Source organism: Embleya sp. NPDC055664 (assembly GCF_053618075.1).
This window is the reverse complement of sequence record NZ_JBSHGZ010000008.1, coordinates 254,522-271,288: the sequence shown is the minus strand read 5'-3', so window position 1 is coordinate 271,288 and position 16,767 is coordinate 254,522. Positions and strand designations below refer to the sequence as shown.

General features: G+C 71.8%; 14 protein-coding genes. 5 read left to right on the top strand and 9 right to left on the bottom strand.

Annotated elements, in window-relative coordinates; all coding sequences use genetic code 11:
• Window positions 1-15: 15 nt before the first annotated feature.
• Window positions 16-3,573 carry a transcription-repair coupling factor gene (mfd, locus tag ACWGR4_RS17370; RefSeq protein WP_380005214.1) on the bottom strand — a complete coding sequence of 1,186 codons (3,558 nt, stop codon included), beginning with the start codon at window positions 3,571-3,573 and terminating at the stop codon, window positions 16-18.
• A gap of 266 nt (window positions 3,574-3,839) precedes the next feature.
• On the opposite strand from mfd, the gene ACWGR4_RS17365 reads away from it, so the two are divergent.
• The 3 genes from ACWGR4_RS17365 (at window position 3,840) to ACWGR4_RS17355 (ending at window position 7,444) form a co-directional block, all read left to right on the top strand.
• Window positions 3,840-5,306 carry an aldehyde dehydrogenase family protein gene (locus ACWGR4_RS17365; protein WP_452131851.1) on the top strand — a complete coding sequence of 489 codons (1,467 nt, stop codon included), beginning with the start codon at window positions 3,840-3,842 and terminating at the stop codon, window positions 5,304-5,306.
• Between the two features lie 195 nt (window positions 5,307-5,501).
• Window positions 5,502-6,131 carry a hypothetical protein gene (locus tag ACWGR4_RS17360; RefSeq protein ID WP_380005219.1) on the top strand — a complete coding sequence of 210 codons (630 nt, stop codon included), beginning with the start codon at window positions 5,502-5,504 and terminating at the stop codon, window positions 6,129-6,131.
• A 56-nt stretch (window positions 6,132-6,187) separates the two neighbouring features.
• On the top strand, window positions 6,188-7,444 hold the full coding sequence (locus ACWGR4_RS17355) for a nucleotide sugar dehydrogenase (protein ID WP_380005222.1): 1,257 nt from the start codon (window positions 6,188-6,190) through the stop codon (window positions 7,442-7,444).
• Window positions 7,445-7,569: 125 nt separating this feature from the next.
• Here ACWGR4_RS17355 and ACWGR4_RS17350 read toward each other — a convergent pair whose 3' ends face one another.
• From ACWGR4_RS17350 to ACWGR4_RS17320, 7 genes are all read right to left on the bottom strand, one after another.
• The gene (locus ACWGR4_RS17350; protein ID WP_380005224.1) at window positions 7,570-7,725 is read right to left on the bottom strand and encodes a hypothetical protein; all 156 of its coding nucleotides are present in this window, start codon (window positions 7,723-7,725) and stop codon (window positions 7,570-7,572) included.
• 370 nt (window positions 7,726-8,095) lie between these two features.
• Window positions 8,096-9,676, bottom strand: coding sequence for an MBL fold metallo-hydrolase (locus ACWGR4_RS17345; RefSeq protein ID WP_452131852.1), 1,581 nt, complete (start codon window positions 9,674-9,676; stop codon window positions 8,096-8,098).
• Window positions 9,673-10,809, bottom strand: coding sequence for a DegT/DnrJ/EryC1/StrS family aminotransferase (locus ACWGR4_RS17340; RefSeq protein ID WP_452131853.1), 1,137 nt, complete (start codon window positions 10,807-10,809; stop codon window positions 9,673-9,675). The genes ACWGR4_RS17345 and ACWGR4_RS17340 overlap by 4 nt, the downstream gene beginning before the upstream one ends.
• Complete coding sequence (locus tag ACWGR4_RS17335) at window positions 10,799-11,509, bottom strand: acetyltransferase (RefSeq protein ID WP_380005231.1); 711 nt, start codon at window positions 11,507-11,509, stop codon at window positions 10,799-10,801. Before ACWGR4_RS17335 ends, ACWGR4_RS17340 begins: the two co-directional genes overlap by 11 nt.
• On the bottom strand, window positions 11,509-12,672 hold the full coding sequence (locus ACWGR4_RS17330; protein ID WP_380005233.1) for a DegT/DnrJ/EryC1/StrS family aminotransferase: 1,164 nt from the start codon (window positions 12,670-12,672) through the stop codon (window positions 11,509-11,511). Before ACWGR4_RS17330 ends, ACWGR4_RS17335 begins: the two co-directional genes overlap by 1 nt.
• Before the next feature lie 96 nt (window positions 12,673-12,768).
• Entirely contained in the window at window positions 12,769-13,737 is a 969-nt protein-coding gene (locus ACWGR4_RS17325) for an SDR family NAD(P)-dependent oxidoreductase (RefSeq protein ID WP_452131854.1), read from the bottom strand.
• Window positions 13,734-14,807: a Gfo/Idh/MocA family protein gene (locus tag ACWGR4_RS17320; RefSeq protein ID WP_452131855.1), complete on the bottom strand. Its 1,074-nt coding sequence runs from the start codon at window positions 14,805-14,807 to the stop codon at window positions 13,734-13,736. Before ACWGR4_RS17320 ends, ACWGR4_RS17325 begins: the two co-directional genes overlap by 4 nt.
• 291 nt (window positions 14,808-15,098) lie before the next feature.
• Between ACWGR4_RS17320 and ACWGR4_RS17315 the strand changes: the two genes are divergently transcribed.
• Window positions 15,099-15,611: a YwqJ-related putative deaminase gene (locus tag ACWGR4_RS17315; protein WP_380005239.1), complete on the top strand. Its 513-nt coding sequence runs from the start codon at window positions 15,099-15,101 to the stop codon at window positions 15,609-15,611.
• 1 nt (window position 15,612) lies between these two features.
• Window positions 15,613-16,095 carry an SUKH-3 domain-containing protein gene (locus tag ACWGR4_RS17310; RefSeq protein ID WP_126637512.1) on the top strand — a complete coding sequence of 161 codons (483 nt, stop codon included), beginning with the start codon at window positions 15,613-15,615 and terminating at the stop codon, window positions 16,093-16,095.
• Between the two features lie 74 nt (window positions 16,096-16,169).
• On the opposite strand, the gene pth is transcribed toward ACWGR4_RS17310, so the two are convergent.
• Window positions 16,170-16,766 carry an aminoacyl-tRNA hydrolase gene (gene pth / locus ACWGR4_RS17305; RefSeq protein WP_380005242.1) on the bottom strand — a complete coding sequence of 199 codons (597 nt, stop codon included), beginning with the start codon at window positions 16,764-16,766 and terminating at the stop codon, window positions 16,170-16,172.
• Between the last annotated feature and the right edge of the window lies 1 nt (window position 16,767).

Genomic DNA, 16,767 nt, shown 5'->3' with positions numbered 1-16,767 from the left:
CGGAGCCGACTCGGGCTACTTCTTCGCCGCCGCGATCGGCTCCAGCAGGATCGCGTCCACCAGATCCCGCGCCCACGTCAACAGCGCCCCGTCACGCAGCGGTTGCCCGCCGATCCGGGCGGTCATCGGCTTGGGCACCAGGATCTGCTGGGTCGCCGCCTTGACCAGCGTCTTCGGGTAGAGCCGCTGGAGCCGCAACTGCTGCGACTCGCGCAGTTCGACCGGGCCGAACCGGACGAAGTTGCCCTGGAGCGTGACGTCGGCGATCCCCGCGGTGCGTACGTGCGCCCGGAACCGGGCCACCTCCAGCAGGTTCTCCACCGGCTGCGGCAACGGCCCGTAGCGGTCCACCAGTTCGGCCCGCACCGCGTCGATGTCCGCCTCGCAGGTGATCGCCGCGATCCGCCGGTACGCCTCGAGCCGCAGCCGCTCGCCGGGCACGTAGTCGTGCGGGACGTGCGCGTCGATGGGCAGCTCGACCCGGATCTCCGGGACCTCCTCCGCGCCCTCGCCGCCCGCCGCGAGTTCCTTGTACTGGTTGACCGCCTCGCCCACCATGCGCACGTACAGATCGAACCCGACGCCCGCGATGTGCCCGGACTGTTCGCCGCCGAGCAGGTTGCCCGCGCCGCGGATCTCCAGGTCCTTCATCGCCACGAACATGCCCGCGCCCATCTCGGTGTGCTGGGCGATGGTGGCGAGGCGCTCGTGCGCGGTCTCGGTCAGCGGCTTCTCCGGCGGGTACAGGAAGTACGCGTACGCCCGCTCGCGGCCCCGGCCCACCCGGCCGCGCAACTGGTGCAGCTGGGACAACCCGAAGTTGTCGGCCCGCTCCACGATCAGCGTGTTGGCGTTGGAGATGTCGATGCCGGACTCGACGATCGTGGTGCAGACCAGGACGTCGAACTCCTTCTCCCAGAAGTCGACCACCACCTTCTCCAGCGCGTTCTCGTGCATCTGGCCGTGGGCGATGGCCACCCGGGCCTCGGGCACCAGTTCGCGGATCCGGCCCGCCGCGCGGTCGATCGACTCGACCCGGTTGTGGATGTAGAAGACCTGCCCCTCGCGCAGCAGTTCGCGCCGGATCGCGGCGCCCATCTGCTTCTCCTCGTACGGCCCGACGAAGGTGAGCACCGGGTGCCGCTCCTCGGGCGGCGTGGTGATCGTGGACATCTCCCGGATGCCGGTGACCGCCATCTCCAGGGTGCGCGGGATCGGGGTCGCGGACATGGTCAGCACGTCGACATTGGCGCGCAGCTTCTTCAACTGCTCCTTGTGCTCGACGCCGAAGCGCTGCTCCTCGTCGACGATGACCAGGCCCAGATCCTTGAACCTCGTCTCGGCCGCGAACAGCCGGTGGGTGCCGATCACGATGTCGATCGAGCCCTCGCGCAGGCCCTCCAGGACCGCCTTGGCCTCGGTCTCGGTCTGGAACCGGGACAGCGACTTCACCACCACCGGGAACTGCGCGTAGCGCTCGGAGAAGGTGGAGAAGTGTTGCTGGACGAGCAGCGTGGTGGGCACCAGGACGGCCACCTGCTTGCCGTCCTGGACCGCCTTGAACGCCGCGCGCACCGCGATCTCGGTCTTGCCGTAGCCCACGTCGCCGCAGATCAGCCGGTCCATCGGGATCGGCTTCTCCATGTCGCCCTTGACCTCCTCGATCGAGGAGAGCTGGTCGGGCGTCTCGACGTAGGGGAAGGCGTCCTCCAATTCGCGCTGCCACGGGGTGTCCGGGCCGAAGGCGTGTCCGGGCGCGGCCATCCGGGCCGAGTAAAGCTTGATCAGGTCGCCCGCGATCTCCTTGATCGCCTTCTTCGCCTTGGCCTTGGTCTTGGCCCAGTCGGCGCCGCCGAGGCGGTGCAGCGACGGGCTCTCGCCGCCGACGTACTTGGTGACCTGCTCCAGCTGGTCGGTGGGCACGAACAGGCGGTCGCCCGGTTGGCCGCGCTTGGCGGGGGCGTACTCCAGGACCAGGTACTCGCGCTGCGCGCCCTGCACCGTGCGCTGGACCATCTCCACGTAGCGCCCCACGCCGTGCGACTCGTGCACCACGAAGTCGCCGGGCTTGAGCTGGAGCGGGTCGACCATGTTGCGCCGTCGGCTGGGCAGCCGGCGCATGTCCTTGGTCGAGGTGCGCTGCCCGGAGACGTCCTCCTCGGTCAGCACCAGGGTGCGCAGCGACTCGGAGGCGAAGCCGTGTCCGATGCAGCCGGTGGTCACGTGCACCACGCCGGTCTCCGGCACCTCGGCGAGGTCTGCGTCGAGCCGGGCCGGCACCCCCTCGCCGGACAGCGTCTCGACGAAGCGCGCGGCCGGTCCGTGGCCCTCGGTGACCAGTACCACGCGCCAGTCGTCGGCGAGTCGGCCCTTGATCTCGGCCAGCACCCGCTGCGCGTCGCCGCGGTAGGCCTCGACCTCGACCGCGCCGATCTCGGTACCGGAGTCGTCGGCGTCGGCGCCGAACGGGCTGAGCGACCACCACGGCACACCGATCCCGGCGGCGTGCTCGCGCACGTCGGCCAGGCTCCACAGGGACGCGGCGCCCAGGTCGATCGGGCTCTCCCCGCCGCCCGCCGCCGCGGCCCAGGACGCGTCCAGGAACTCGCGGCTGGTGGCCACCAGGTCGGCGGAGCGGGTGCGGACCCGCTCCGGGTCGCAGACCAGCACGTGACTGCCCGCGGGCAGCACGTCGAGCAGCAGCTCCATGTCGTCCACCAGCGCGGGGGCCAGCGACTCCATGCCCTCCACCGCGATGCCCTCGGCGATCCTGCCGAGCATCTCGACCAGCCCCGGATGCTCCACCAGGAGTTCGCGGGCCCGCTCGCGCACCTCGTCGGTGAGCAGCAGCTCACGGCAGGGCGGTGCCCACAGGCCGTGTTCGGCGGTCTCCAGGGAGCGCTGGTCGGCGACCTTGAACCAGCGGATCTCCTCGACCTGGTCGCCCCAGAACTCGACCCGGAGCGGGTGCTCCTCGGTCGGCGGGAACACGTCGAGGATGCCGCCGCGCACGGCGAACTCGCCGCGCTTCTCCACCAGGTCGACGCGTGCGTAGGCAGCTGCGGCCAAGCGCTCGACCACGGTGTCGAGGTCGATCTCCTGCCCGGCCACCAAGGCCACCGGCTCCAGCTCGCCCAGGCCCTTGACCTGCGGCTGGAGCACGCTGCGGATCGGCGCGACGACGACCTTGAGGGTGCCGGTGCCGGCGTCGGCGCGCTCGCCCGAGGTCGGGTGGGCGAGCCGGCGCAACACCGCGAGCCGGCGGCCGACGGTGTCCGAGCGCGGGGACAACCGTTCGTGCGGCAGCGTCTCCCACGAGGGGTATTCCACGACGGAGTCCTCGGGCAGCAGCGACCCGAGAGCCGCGACGAGGTCCTCGCACTCGCGGGTGGTGGCGGTGACCGCGAGTACGGGTCGATCCGCGCGGGCGGCGACGGCGGCCACCACGAAGGGGCGCAGCGCCGGTGGTCCGACGAGGTCGAGGGCGGTACCGCGGCCCTCGGACGCGGCCCGCACCGCCTCGGCGACGGCGGGGTCCTGGACGACGATGTCTAGCAGACCGGTCAGACTCATGGGCCGGTTGGATCCTCCGCAACGCGAACGGCCCCGACCTTGGAAAAGGACCGGGGTTCCCCGACAACCCTACGCCCGAAGGGGTCGGTGTCGCCCGCGATGACAACGTGTGACTGTGACCAGCACCGCCCACCCCTCCCCCTTGGCAATGTGACTGATAGGGGGTCCAATGGCCTGCGAACAGGAATCTGACGGGTCGTCGGATTTCCGGCGGGCGGCCGTCGGGAGTCCGGGCAGCGGCTGGACCAGGGGAGACGACGGACACGATGAGCAGCGCGCAGCAGAAGCTCTACATCGGCGGCGAATGGGTCGAGCCGGAGCGCGGTCACTACGAGGTGATCAACCCGGCCACCGAGGAGGTCGTGGGCCTGGCGCCCGAGGCGTCGGTGGAGCAGGCGAACGCGGCGACCGCGGCGGCGGCCGAGGCGTTCGGCACCTGGTCGCGGACCACCCCCGAGGAGCGTTCCCGGATCCTGGACCGGGCCGCGGACCTGTTCCTGAAGATGGGCGGCGAGGTGGTCCCGCTGGCCTCCGCCGAGACCGGCGCCACGCTCTCGGTCGCGGGCATGATGCAGCTGGGCACCACGTACTCCCGGTTCAAGCGCTACGCCAAGGGCGCGCTGGAGCCGACCGAGTTCCCGCTCGCCCCGCAGCCGACCCCCGAGACCGCGCTGAGCCGGGCGGGCATCTTCGGCGCCGTGGAGGTGCGCCAGCCGGTCGGCGTGGTCACCTGCATCACCTCGTACAACAACCCGCTGGCGAACACCGCGGGCAAGGTCGCGCCGGCGCTGGCGATGGGCAACACGGTCGTGGTCAAGCCCGCGCCGCAGGACCCGCTGGCGGTGTACCGGATGGCCGAGGCGCTGGCCGAGGCCGGGCTGCCGGCGGGTGTGCTGAACGTGGTCACCGGCCAGGGGGTGGACGTGTCCGAGGCGACGGTGGCCTCGCCGCACGTGGACATGATCAGCTTCACCGGCTCGACCGCGATCGGCGCACGGATCGCCGAGGTGGCCGGTCGTAGCTTCAAGCGTCAGCTGATGGAGCTGGGCGGCAAGGGCGCGTGCATCGTGCTCGACGACGCCGACCTGGAGGCGGCGGTGCACGGCATCGGCACGGTGTGGAGCTTCTACGCGGGCCAGATCTGCACCGCGCCGACCCGGGTGATCGCCCAGCGCGGCATCTACGACCGGCTCGTGGAGCGGCTCGCGGAGCACGCGAACGGGCTGAAGGTGGGCAGCCCGCTGGATCCCGCGACGCAGGTCACCCCGGTCATCTCCGCGGTGCAGCGCGGCCGGGTGGAGGCGCTGATCGCCAAGGGCCGCGAGGAGGGCGCCCGCCTGGTGGTCGGCGGCGAGCGACCCGACTTCGCGAAGGGCTTCTATGTGGCGCCGACGCTGTTCGCGGACGCGACCAACGAGATGACCATCGCGCGCGAGGAGTTCTTCGGCCCGGTGGTCACGGTGATTCCGTTCGACGGGGACGAGGAGGAGGCGATCCGGATCGCCAACGACTCGGACTACGGCCTGATCTCCTACGTCTTCGCCGGGGACACCACCCGCGCCTACGGCATCGCCCGCCGGCTGCGCTCCGGCGGCGTCGGGGTGAACACCGTCGGGCGCAACATGGAGGCCCCGTTCGGCGGCTTCAAGCAGTCGGGCGTCGGCCGCGACGGCGGCTCCTACGGCCTGGCCGCCTACAGCGAGATCCAGAGCATCGTCTGGCCCAGCGCCTGACCGGCGCGACACGGACCGCGAGCGGCCCCGGGATCCTTCCCCGGGGCCGCTCGCCCGTTTCCGGCGGCCTCTTCGTGTTCGCGTCCGGGACGTCTCGGGTTCGTCGGTTTCCCGCGTGGGGGTGAGGTCGTGGCCATAACCTGAGGGGCGGTTCGCGGCGCTCGGTCGCGGGCCCGTCAGGGGGGATCTCTCGCAATGTCGCAACCGCAACGTCTGGTCCGGGCCTGGTCGGTGCGCGCGGGGGCCGCGCGTACCCAGGTGGAAGCCGGGGTGCGGGCGCGACGATGGTTGTGGTTTCGCGAGGCGTTCCCGGACATCGAGCGGTTGCGCGTGGTGGACCTGGGCGGCTCCGCCGAGTTCTGGTGGCACGCTCCGGTACGGCCCGCGCACGTGCGGGTGATCACGACGGCCGAGCGGGCCGCCGAACCGGCCCCGTGGCTGGCCGTCGAGGCCGGCGATCCGCTGGCCTGGAACGGCGGTTGCGACCTGGTGGTGAGCGACGGCCTGCTGGACCGGCTGGCCGCGCCGACCGACCGGGCCCGGCTCGCCGACGTCGTGCACGCCTCGGCCGAGCGCTACTGGCTGCGCACCGCCGCCCGCGAGCACCCGCTCGATCCGCAGACCTCGCTGCCCGCCGTGCACCTGCTGCCCGGTCGGGTCCGGACCCGGATCGACGGCTCCGCGCCGAGGGTGTTCCCGGCCCGGCGCGCGGAGTTGGCCTCGCGCTTTCCCGGATCGGTGGTCCGCGGCGAACGGGTGGCCGGGCTCGTGTCGTCCTGGGTGGTGGCCAAGCCGCGTGCCGATCACGTGCCCGGCCGCCCCTGACGTTGCATCACCAGCCGCTCGGGGGTGGGCGGTTGCGCGAGGAGGGGGATTCTCGGATGCGTGTTGTCATCGCCGGTCAGGGATATGTGGGACTGCCGCTGGCGGTTCGGGCCGCGCAGGTGGGCCACGAGGTGGTCGGCTACGACGTCGACCGGGAGCGGGTCAAGCGGCTGGCGGCGGGTGAGTCCTACGTCGAGGACATCCCCGCCGCCGAGGTGCGCGCGATCTCGGACGCGGGCCGCTACCGCGCCACGAGCGAGCCGAGGGATCTGGGCGGCTACGACATCGCGGTGATCACCGTGCCCACGCCGCTGCGCGAGGGCGTACCGGACCTGAGCTACATCGAGGAGTGCGCCCGCACGCTCGCGCGGTATCTGCGCCCGGGCGCGTGCGTGGTGCTCGAATCGACCACCTACCCGGGCACCACGGAGGAGTTGGTCGGCCCGATCCTGGAGGAGGGCTCGGGGCTGACCGCGGGCCGCGACTTCCACTTGGGCTACAGCCCGGAGCGGATCGACCCGGGCAATCCGACCTGGAACCTGGTCAACACCCCGAAGGTGGTCTCGGGGGTGGACGCCGCCTCGCTCGCGGTGGTGGAGGGCTTCTACGGCTCGCTGGTCGAGCGGGTGGTGCCGGTGTCCTCGCCCAAGGAGGCCGAACTGGTCAAGCTGATCGAGAACACCTTCCGGCACGTGAACATCGCGCTCGTCAACGAGGTCGCGATGTTCGCCCACGACCTGGGCATCGACGTGTGGGAGGCGATCGACGCCTGCTCCACCAAGCCGTTCGGGTTCCTGCGCTTCACCCCGGGTCCCGGGGTCGGCGGGCACTGCCTGCCGATCGACCCGTCGTACCTGTCCTGGCGGGTGCAGCGTGCGCTGGGACAGAGCTTTCGTTTCGTGGAGTTGGCCAACGACGTCAACAACCACATGCCCGACTACGTGATCCGCCGACTCACCGCCGCGTTCAACGCCCGGCGGCGCTCGGTCAACGGCTCGCACGTGTTGTTGGTGGGGCTCGCGTACAAGAAGAACACCGGCGACGCCCGGGAGTCGCCGTCGACGCACGTGGCCCGGCTGCTGTTGAACCTGGGCGCCGAGGTCAGCGCCGCGGATCCGCACGTGGAGCAGTCCCAGGTGGTGGACGCGCGGTTGCGGCGGGTGGAGTTGACGCCGGAGACGGTCGCCGCGGCCGACGCGGTCGTCCTGCTCGTCGACCACGACGACGTGGACCCGGAGTTGTTGCGCACCGCCGACTACGTGCTCGACTGCCGTCGGGTGCTCGGCGCGGGGCCCAACATCGAGGTGCTGTAGCGGTGTTGCAGGCGGTGTCGTAGGCCCGTCGCGGCCGGCGCGCGGTGGTCGGGGGTGTCGACCACCGCGCGCCGCTCCGGTCCGTCCCGGGCCCCTGCGGCCCGTTCGCGTCGCTCCCCCTGCCCCTACTTGTATTCGATGATCTTCGTCTTGTGCCCGGTGGCCTTGGTGTGCGCCTTGGCCGCCACCTGTGCCGCGTCCTTCGACCGGTACCGCTGGCGGGCGCCGTCCGACTTCGACGGACAACCGCCTTCTTGGCAGAGCCATCCCCAGGTACTCATGGACAACCTCCAGACATCACAGGCGCCACTCGCGTCCCGACCGAGGACGCGAATGACTTGGACGGCCACACCGCAGCACCTGCGGCCGCCGTGCGACCGACACTCGACACGTCATGACACGCTCGTGACGGAACCCGGACGTTCCGGAGAAAAACGTTTTCCTTTTGAATGCTTACCGCTTCGCTATCGACATACAAAGGATGCAATACCGCGATCAATGATCTTTTCTGCCTATTACGACGAAAGAGTGATACGAGATAGCTCGCCGGGGTGACGACGCGCAAGGAGCGGCGGTCGATTGCCGATAAGCGCGACACGTTATGTCAACCGGATCGCCTCGAACGCATGTCTTCGGCCCCGGCGGCGAATGTCACGGATTCGGGACATGCGGACCGGCACGATCGACGGCCGCGAGCGGACCGGGCTCGGCGGCCGGGCCGACGCGCAGCGGCACCGTCCCGCCCGAGACGCACTCCCCGGTGTCCAGCCGCCACTTCCAGTGGTGTCGGGGGCACTCCAGCACCCCCGCCTCGATGTCCGCGTGCGACAGGTCCTCACCGGCGTGCGGGCAAAAGCGCTGCATCCGCACCCCGCACCGCTCGATCGACTCGCCGTGCGCGGCCGATTCGCGTTCGCGGACCATCTGCATGGTCTGCGCCGGGTGTTCGCCGTAGCGCAGCAGGCTCATCAGGGTCAGGTCGAACACGTCCGGATCGCGGGCCAGGCCGAGCCGCATGGACAGCAGTGCCTCCTCCCAGCCCACCTCGCCGTCCACGATCGCGCGCAGCACCCGCTGCGGCACCTCGATCGTGTAGGCGGGGTCGACCGGTTCGTCCTCGAACACGATGTCGCCCGCGATCCGGCCCAGCCGCACCGACCACGAACCGCCGTCCGAGGTCAACCGCACGTCCTTGCGCCACGCGCCGAGGAAACGCCTGTTCCAGCTCTGCAACCGGGCGAAATAGGCGTCCAGTTCGGCCGGCGTCACCGGCTCGAAGGGCGGCTCGGCGTACGCCCGCCACTCCCGCTCGCGGCGGTCCCGATAGGCGCTCAGATAGGCGTCGGTGCGCCAGTGCGCCACCGGGCCGGTCGGCGCCGCGAGGTCGTCTCCCGGCGCCGCCTCGATCACCCGCACTCTCGGGCAGGCCGCCGCGAAGTCGGCCGCGAACGCCTCCCACAGCGGGAAGATGGTCTCGTCGCGGTCGTTGTACCGCGCCAGTTCCGGGTCCAGGAACACCGGTGGGCCGGCCGAGGGCAGATAGGACCGCGCGCCGGTCAGCCGGACCTTGCGCACCAGCGTGTCGAACAGGTCCGAGCGCACCTCCGCGGTCTTCTTGCGCTGCACCTCCTCGGGGTACGCATAGGCGTTCGGATACCACATCGCGCCGGAGAACTGCGCGGACAACAGGTCGATCTCGTCCGGGAGTTCGCCGAGCGGGGTGCTGCAGTCGTTGAGGTCGAGGAAGCGGTATCCGTCGAGGTCGACGAGCAGCCCGCTGTCCTCCTTGTGGCTGGTGTCGAGGAACATCGTCAGGGTCAGCCCGGGCACGGGCGTGAACGACTCGCGGTGGCCGAGCACCACCTGCTTCCCGAACCCGAGCGCGGTCATCCGCCGGACCAGCGACTTGGACCGGTAGCGGGGCAGCACCACGGTGACGCCCCGGTCCAGCCGGTCGAGCAGCCGCTCGTCGAAGTGGTCCTCGTGCAGGTGCGAGAGGTAGAGGAAGTCGGGCCGGGCGGCCACCACCTCCGGCAGCAGTTCGCGGTTGTCCGGAAAGGGGAACCACGAGCCGAGGAACGCGGGATGGAACCACGGGTCGATCAGCAGCGAGACCCCGGCGTGCGCGACCACGAAGCCCGCGTGGCCGAGATAGCGAATCGCGCCGGGCGCCGGCGGATCGGGCCTCGGCGCGACCGGCCGCGCCCGGCGGCGCTCGGACCCGGGCGTCACAGCCGGCTCAGCGCTCCCGCGAGCACCTCCGCGACACGTTCCTGCTGCCCGGCGGTCAGCTGCGGGTACAGCGGCAGCGAGAGCAGTTCCTCGGCGGCCCGCTCGGCGACCGGGAAGTCGCCCCGGGCATGGCCGAGTTCGGCGAACGCGGGTTGCAAGTGCACCGGCACCGGATAGTGCACGCCGGCGCCGACGCCCGCCTCGTTCAGCAGCGCGAGCACCTTGTCCCGCTCGGGCACCCGGACCGCGTACAGGTGCCACACGTGCTCGTTCCCGGGCGCGGTCCGGGGCAACCGTACGCCCTCGATGCCGGCCAGGAGCGTGTCGTAGCGCACCGCCGCCGCCCGCCGACGCACGTTCCAGTCGGCGAGCCGGCGCAACTTTGCGCGCAGCACCACGGCCTGGATGGTGTCCAGGCGCGAGTTGAACCCGAGCCGGGTGTGCACGTACTTGCGCGAGGAACCGTGATCGCGCAACTCGCGCAATATTCGGGCGTGTTCCTCGTTGCCGGTGCACACCGCGCCGCCGTCGCCGTACGCGCCCAGGTTCTTGCCCGGGTAGAAGCTGGTGGCCGCGATCGCGTCCGGACCCCACGCCCCGGGGGCCACGCCGTCCTGGGTGGCGCCCTGGCACTGCGCGGCGTCCTCGACCAGGAACACCCCGCGCGCCGCGGCCAGCGCCCGCAGCGCGCCCATCGGGGCCAGTTGCCCGTTCAGGTGCACCGGCAGCAGGGCCCGCGGGCCCGACGAGTCGCCCAGCGCCTCGGCGGCCCGCTGCGGGTCGAGCAGGAGGTGGTCCTCGTCCACGTCGGCCAACACCGGCCGCGCGCCCGCCCGGACCACCGCCTCCGCGGTCGCCACGAACGTGTTGGCGGGCAGCACCACCCCCTCGCCCGCGCCGACCCCCAGCACCCGCAGCGCCAGTTCCACCGCGTCGGTGCCGTTGGCCACGCCCACACAGTGCGCGGCGCCGGTGAACGCGGCGAACTCGGCCTCGAACTCCGCCACATCGGGCCCGCCCACGAACGCGCAGGTGTCCAGGACCCGGGCGATGCCGGCCGCCACCTCGGTCGCCACCTCGGCGTGCGCGGCGGCCAGATCCACCAGCGGGATCCGGCTCGGCTCAGCACTCATGCGTGTCTCCCCCACCTCGTCGCTCCGATTCGGCGAGGTCCGGCGCCGCGCGCAGTCGGCGCGCCGGCACCCCCGCCCACACCTCGGCCGGCGGCACGTCCCGCGTCACGACCGAGCCCATCCCCACCAGCGATCGGGCGCCGATCACCCGGTGCTCGCGCACCAGCGCACCGGCCCCCAGGTACGCCTCCCGGCCCACCGAGACCCCGCCCGCCAGCCGCACTCCCGCGGCCAGCGTGGCGAACTCGCCCACGTCGTCGTCGTGGGTCAACACCACCTGCGGCATGGTGTGCGCGTGTGCGCCGACCCGGACCCCGGTGGTCAACACCGTCTGCGCCATCAGCACCACGCCGGGGCCGACCTCGCAGGTCCTCGGGACCACCGCGCTCACGTGCACCAGGGTCGCCCAGCGCTCCGCCGGCAGCCCGAGCCGGGCCACCACCCGCGACCGGCTCCACCAGTGCGCAGGGCTGCCGGTGCACACCACCACGAGGGCGTCGGGCCACTTGTGCACCACGTCTGCCCCGCCGAGCACCGGCACGCCGTCCACCTCGGTGTCCTGCCGGGCCGGGTCGTCGTCCAGGAACCCGAGCAGCCGCCAACCCGAACTCCCGCGCGGGGCCCGGAAGTCCGGCAGTGCGGCGGCCACCTCCCGGGCGAACCCCCCGGCGCCGACGAGGAGCAGATCGCGAAAGGACACTAGACCGCCGCCCGCACGCCCGCCGCCGCCCGCACCGCGGCGACCACTCGGTCCTGCTGCGCCTCGGTCAGCTCGTGGAACAGCGGCAGAATCAGCGAGTCGCGGGTCAGTCGCTCGGTGACGGGCAGCGGTACGTGCTCGACGTCGGCGTAGGCCGGCTCCAGGTGCGCGGCCATGATCCCGCGTCGGGCGGAGATGCCGGCCCGGGCCAGCTCGCCGAGCAGTTCGTCGCGCGACATCGGGAAGTCCTCGGGCAGCAGCACCCAGAACGCCTGGAAGTTGGTCAGCCCGTACGCGGGATCCGCGGCCGTCTCCAGGCCGGCCACATCGGCCAGCGACTGCCGGTATCGGGCCGCCAACTCCCGTCGCCGCTCGACCATCGCGGCGAGCCTGCCGAGCTGCACCAGACCGATCGCCGCCTGCACGTCGGTCATCCGGTAGTTGAAGCCCAGTTCGTCGTAGCTCTCCACCACCGGCGCCCCGCCCGCCCGGTCCGCCGCGTCGCGATCGGCCGCGCTCACGCTCATCCCGTGCTCGCGCAGCCGGCGCAACCGGGGCGCATGGCCCGCGCGCGCCAGCGTGAGCATGCCGCCCTCGCCCGTGGTCAGCAGCTTGCGCGGGTGGAACGAGAAGGTCGCGGACATCGCCCCCGCGCCGACCGGCCGGCCCTTGTAGGTCGAACCCGCCGCACAGGCCGCGTCCTCCACCACCACGATGCCCCGGCGGTCCACCAGGGCCCGCACCGCGTCCAGGTCGGCCGGGATGCCGCCCTGGTCGACCAGGATCACCGCCCGCGTGGCCGAGGTCAGCACCGGCTCGATCGTCTCCGGCGTCAGGTTGCCGGTGGCCCGCTCGACGTCGGCGAACACCGGGCGCGCGCCCACGTAGCGCACCGCGTTGGCGGTGGCCACGAAGGACAACGACGGCACCACCACCTCGTCACCCGGCCCCACCCCGGCGTTGATCAGCGCCAGGTGCAGCGCGGTGGTGCACGAGGACACCGCGATCGCCTCCGGCACCCCCAGCCGGTCCGCGAAGGCCCGCTCGAAGGCCGCCACCCGAGGCCCCTGGGCCACCCACCCGGAGCGCACCGCGTCGGCCGCCGCGGCCGCCTCCTCGTCGCCCATCCAGGGCCGCATCACCGGAATTCGTTCCATGCCCATCGTGTCCTCCCCCAGCACCGTCCGCGCCGAACCCTTGACCCAGCTCCGCGTCCGCACGCCCGAGCCGCACCGAACTCCCCCGGTGCGCACATCGGTTCAGACCGCGTCCCGCCACCACGCCACCAGTCGGCGCAGCCCCTCGTCGATGTCCACCTCGGCGGTGAAGCCCAACTCCCGTGCGGCCTTGGTGGTATCGGCCAGCCGTCGGGTCACCCCGCCACTGGCCCGGGCCGGCCCGTACTCGATGCCCAGGTGCTCGGCGCCCATCACCACCAGCAGCCGCTCGGCCAGCGAGCCCAGCGAAGTCTCGCTCCCGGACGCGATGTTGAACACCTCACCGCTCGCGTCCGCCCGCGCGGCCAGGAGATTGGCGCGCGCGATGTCGTCGGTGTACACGAAGTCCATCGTCTGCAGGCCGTCGCCGAAGATCAACGGGGGTTCCCCCTTGCCGATCCGCTCCATCCAGCGGATCAACACCTCGGTGTACAGGCCGTGTACGTCCATCCGCGGGCCGTAGACGTTGAAGTAGCGCAGCGCCACGTAGTCCAGGCCGTACATCGCCCGGAAGCTGCGCAGCAGGCCCTCGTTGAACAGCTTGGCCGCGCCGTAGAGCGTGTCGTTGTCGTACGGGTGGTGCAGCTCGGTGGTCGGGAAGTGCTCGGCCAGCCCGTACACCGACGCGGAGGAGGACGTGACCACCTTGCGCACGTCGGCCGCGACCGCCGCCTCCATCACGTCGTAGGTGCCGTCCACCAGCACTTCCAGGGCGAGCCGGGGCTCCTCGACACACTGCGTGATCCGGATCGCGGCGAGGTGGAACAGTACGTCGACACCCGGCGTCAGCCGGGCCAGCAGCGCCCGGTCGCGGATGTCGCCGTCCATCAACTCGACCCGCTCGTCGGCCAACGCCCGGGCCAGGTTGCCCCGGTGACCCCGGGTCAGGTTGTCGAGCACGACCACCTTCGCCGCGCCCTCGTCGAGCAGGCGATCCACGATGGTGGATCCGATGGTCCCGGCCCCGCCGGTGACCAGGCAGTGCGATCCGGCGATCTCGACACTCGTCACGATGGTTCCCCCACGGCGACGGTGACGCCGCCCAGTTCCAGGCTGCGCGAGGCGGCCTCCAGCAGTTCCAGTACCCGCAGTCCCGCCCGCCCGTCGGTGAGCGCGGGTCGGGCCCCGCCGATCGCCTCGGCGAACTCGGCCATCACCGCGCGCAGCGCCTCGCGTTCGGGCAGCGCCGGCAACACCACGTCGCCCATCCGGTAGGAGATCAGCTTCTCCCGGCGGGCGTCGTGGTCGAGCGCGGTGTCCTCGATCCGGTCGACCCCCTTGTCGTGCACCTGGAGCCGGGCCGCCGGGTTGGTGTCGTCCCACACCAGCGTGCGCCGCGAGCCGCCGATGATGGTGGTGCGGACCTTGGTCGGCGAGAGCCAGTTGACGTGCACGTGCGCGATGGCGCCGTTGCTCAGCCGCAGCACGAGGTAGGCCAGACAGGCCCGGCCGGTGCCCAGCGGGTCCGCGCCGTGCGCGGACACCGACACCGGGCGCACCCCCGGCGGCAGGATGAAGTCGAGGATGGACAGGTCGTGGGGCGCGAGGTCCCACAACACGTCCACGTCGGGCTGCACCAGGCCGAGGTTGATCCGGACCGAGTCGAAGAAGCGGATGTCGCCCAACTCGCCGCCGTGGATCGACTCGCGGATGTGCCGGACCACCGGCATGTAGCAGAACGTGTGATCGCACATCAGGGTCAGCCCGGTGCGCTCGGCCAGTTCGACCAGCTTGACCGCCTCGGCGTACGCGGCCGTGATCGGCTTCTCGACCAGGACGTGTTTGCCCGCCTCGAGCGCCGCCGCGACCAGTTCGAAGTGCGTCGCGGCCGGCGTCGCGATGGCGACGGCCTGTACGGCCGGGTCCGCGAGCACGTCCCGATACGACGTGCTCACCCGGACCGTGCTGTACTCGCCCAGGACCGCTCTGGCCCGTGCCTCGTCGAGGTCACACAACCACTCCACCCGCAGCGCCGGCGTGGCCTGCGCGTTGCGGATCAGATTGGGCCCCCAGTAGCCGGCCCCGATGACGGCCAGCCCGATGGGCCGACCGGATCCGGAACCAGACCCGGAATTCGACATGACGGAACGTCAACTCCCCTGCACCCCCCGGCCGCACGGGCCCAGCCGCCGCACGGCACCCCCACCCGAACGAAGCTAGCGCCCGATCCGGCCCGGCGCCGGTCAACCGGGAAATCCGCGGGGGTCGGACCGGCCTGCGAAGATCCTTGGCGGAGTCCCGGTTGCACGTGACGCCGAGGCGTTTGGCACGCTGTTGCACGCACAGTCACCGATCCGGGCGCCGGCACGATCCCAGCATCGACACAAGCGGCCCGCCCGGCAAGCAGCACATGAACGAGAAGGGAACGCCACGTGGCCGCGGGTACCCCGACGACGACACTGGCGAAGGAACGTACGGCGGAAGTGGATCCGACGATCGAACCGGCCCCCGAGACCCCGGAGCGGGGCACACCGCGGGGGACGCGCGAGAGCATCCTCCCGGCCGTGGCCGCCGCGCTGATCATCGGTAAGCGGATCAGCACCCGGGCGGGCGCCAAGGGCGATACCGTGCCGAACCCGCATCCGCTGGTCCGGGACTTCCTGCTGGCGCTGCCGCCCGAATCGCGCGAGCGCTGGCGGGGCCGCTGCCCCGAGGTCGAACTGGTCTCCGAGCACCTCTTCGAGGCCGAGGCGGCGCGCAGCAAACGGGCGGCCCGGCGGCCGTTCACCGTGCAGGAGGCGCGCCGCTCGCTCAAGGGGGCCAAGCTGACGCTGCGCCGGATCCGCGAGGACGGCGACCCGCAGCACGACACCTACCAGCCGCCGTGCCGATCCTGCGCGCCGATGCTCGACCACTTCGGCGTCACACCGACGGAAAGCGGCTGACGTGTCCCGGTTCTCCTCCGACGTGGTGCACGAACTCAAGCGGGCCGGCTGGACGGTGGGCCGGCGCCGGCTGACCCAGGCCGAGACGTGGGCCCGACAGATCAGCGACCACGAGTCGCCCGACGGGCACCGGCACAGCGTGTTCCCGGCGGCGCTGGTGGCCTGGGCCGAGTTCGGCACCCTGCACTTCGCGATCGGCGGCGCGGGCAAGGACGTCCTGCGCCGACCTTTCACCATCGATCCCACCCGGGGGCTGCACCTGCCCCGCACGCTGACCGACGTGGGCCGCGCGCTCGGCACCCCGCTGGCGCCGCTCGGCGACGAGGACGGCGGCAGCGCCTACCTGGCCATCGACCCGGGCGGTCGGGTGTTCGGCCTCGACCACACCGGCGAGTGGTTCATCGGCTCATCGATGGACGCCGCGATCAGCACGCTGGTCCTGGGGCACGCCCCGGTACGCATCCGCGACGACGGACGCTGGTAGCCGGGGCGGGCGGGCGTACGCATGCGAAAGGGCGGCTCCCCGTGGGGGCGCCGCCCTGCGTCGTCGTGGCTCGCTCAGGTGTTGAACCGGTTCTGCGCCCGCTCCAGCCCCTCGCGGACCAGCGCCTCGCACGCGTCGGCCGCCCGGTCCACCTCGAACCCCAGCTCCTTGCGCTCGGTGGCGGAGAAGTCCCTGAGCACGAACGCCGCGACGTCCATCCGGCCCGGGGGTCGCCCGATGCCGAACCGCACCCGCAGGTAGTCGGGCCCGAGCGACTTGGTGATCGACTTCAGGCCGTTGTGCCCGTTGTCGCCACCGCCGCGCTTGAGCCGCAACACGCCGTAGTCGACGTCCAGCTCGTCGTGCACCGCGACGATGTTCGCGACCGGGATCTTGTAGAAGTCGCGCAGCGCGGTCACCGGACCGCCGGACAGGTTCATGAACGACATCGGCTTGGCCAGCACCACCCGGTGTGGGCCGATCCGGGTCTCCACCACCTGGGCGCGCGACTTGTGCGCCTTGAATTTCGACCGATCCCGCTCGGCGAGCAGGTCGACCACCATGAACCCGACGTTGTGGCGATTCCCGGCGTATTCGGGGCCGGGATTGCCGAGGCCCACGACCAGCCAGGGACTGTCGTCCGTGGTGGCGTGGGCCTGCGACTCACTCATG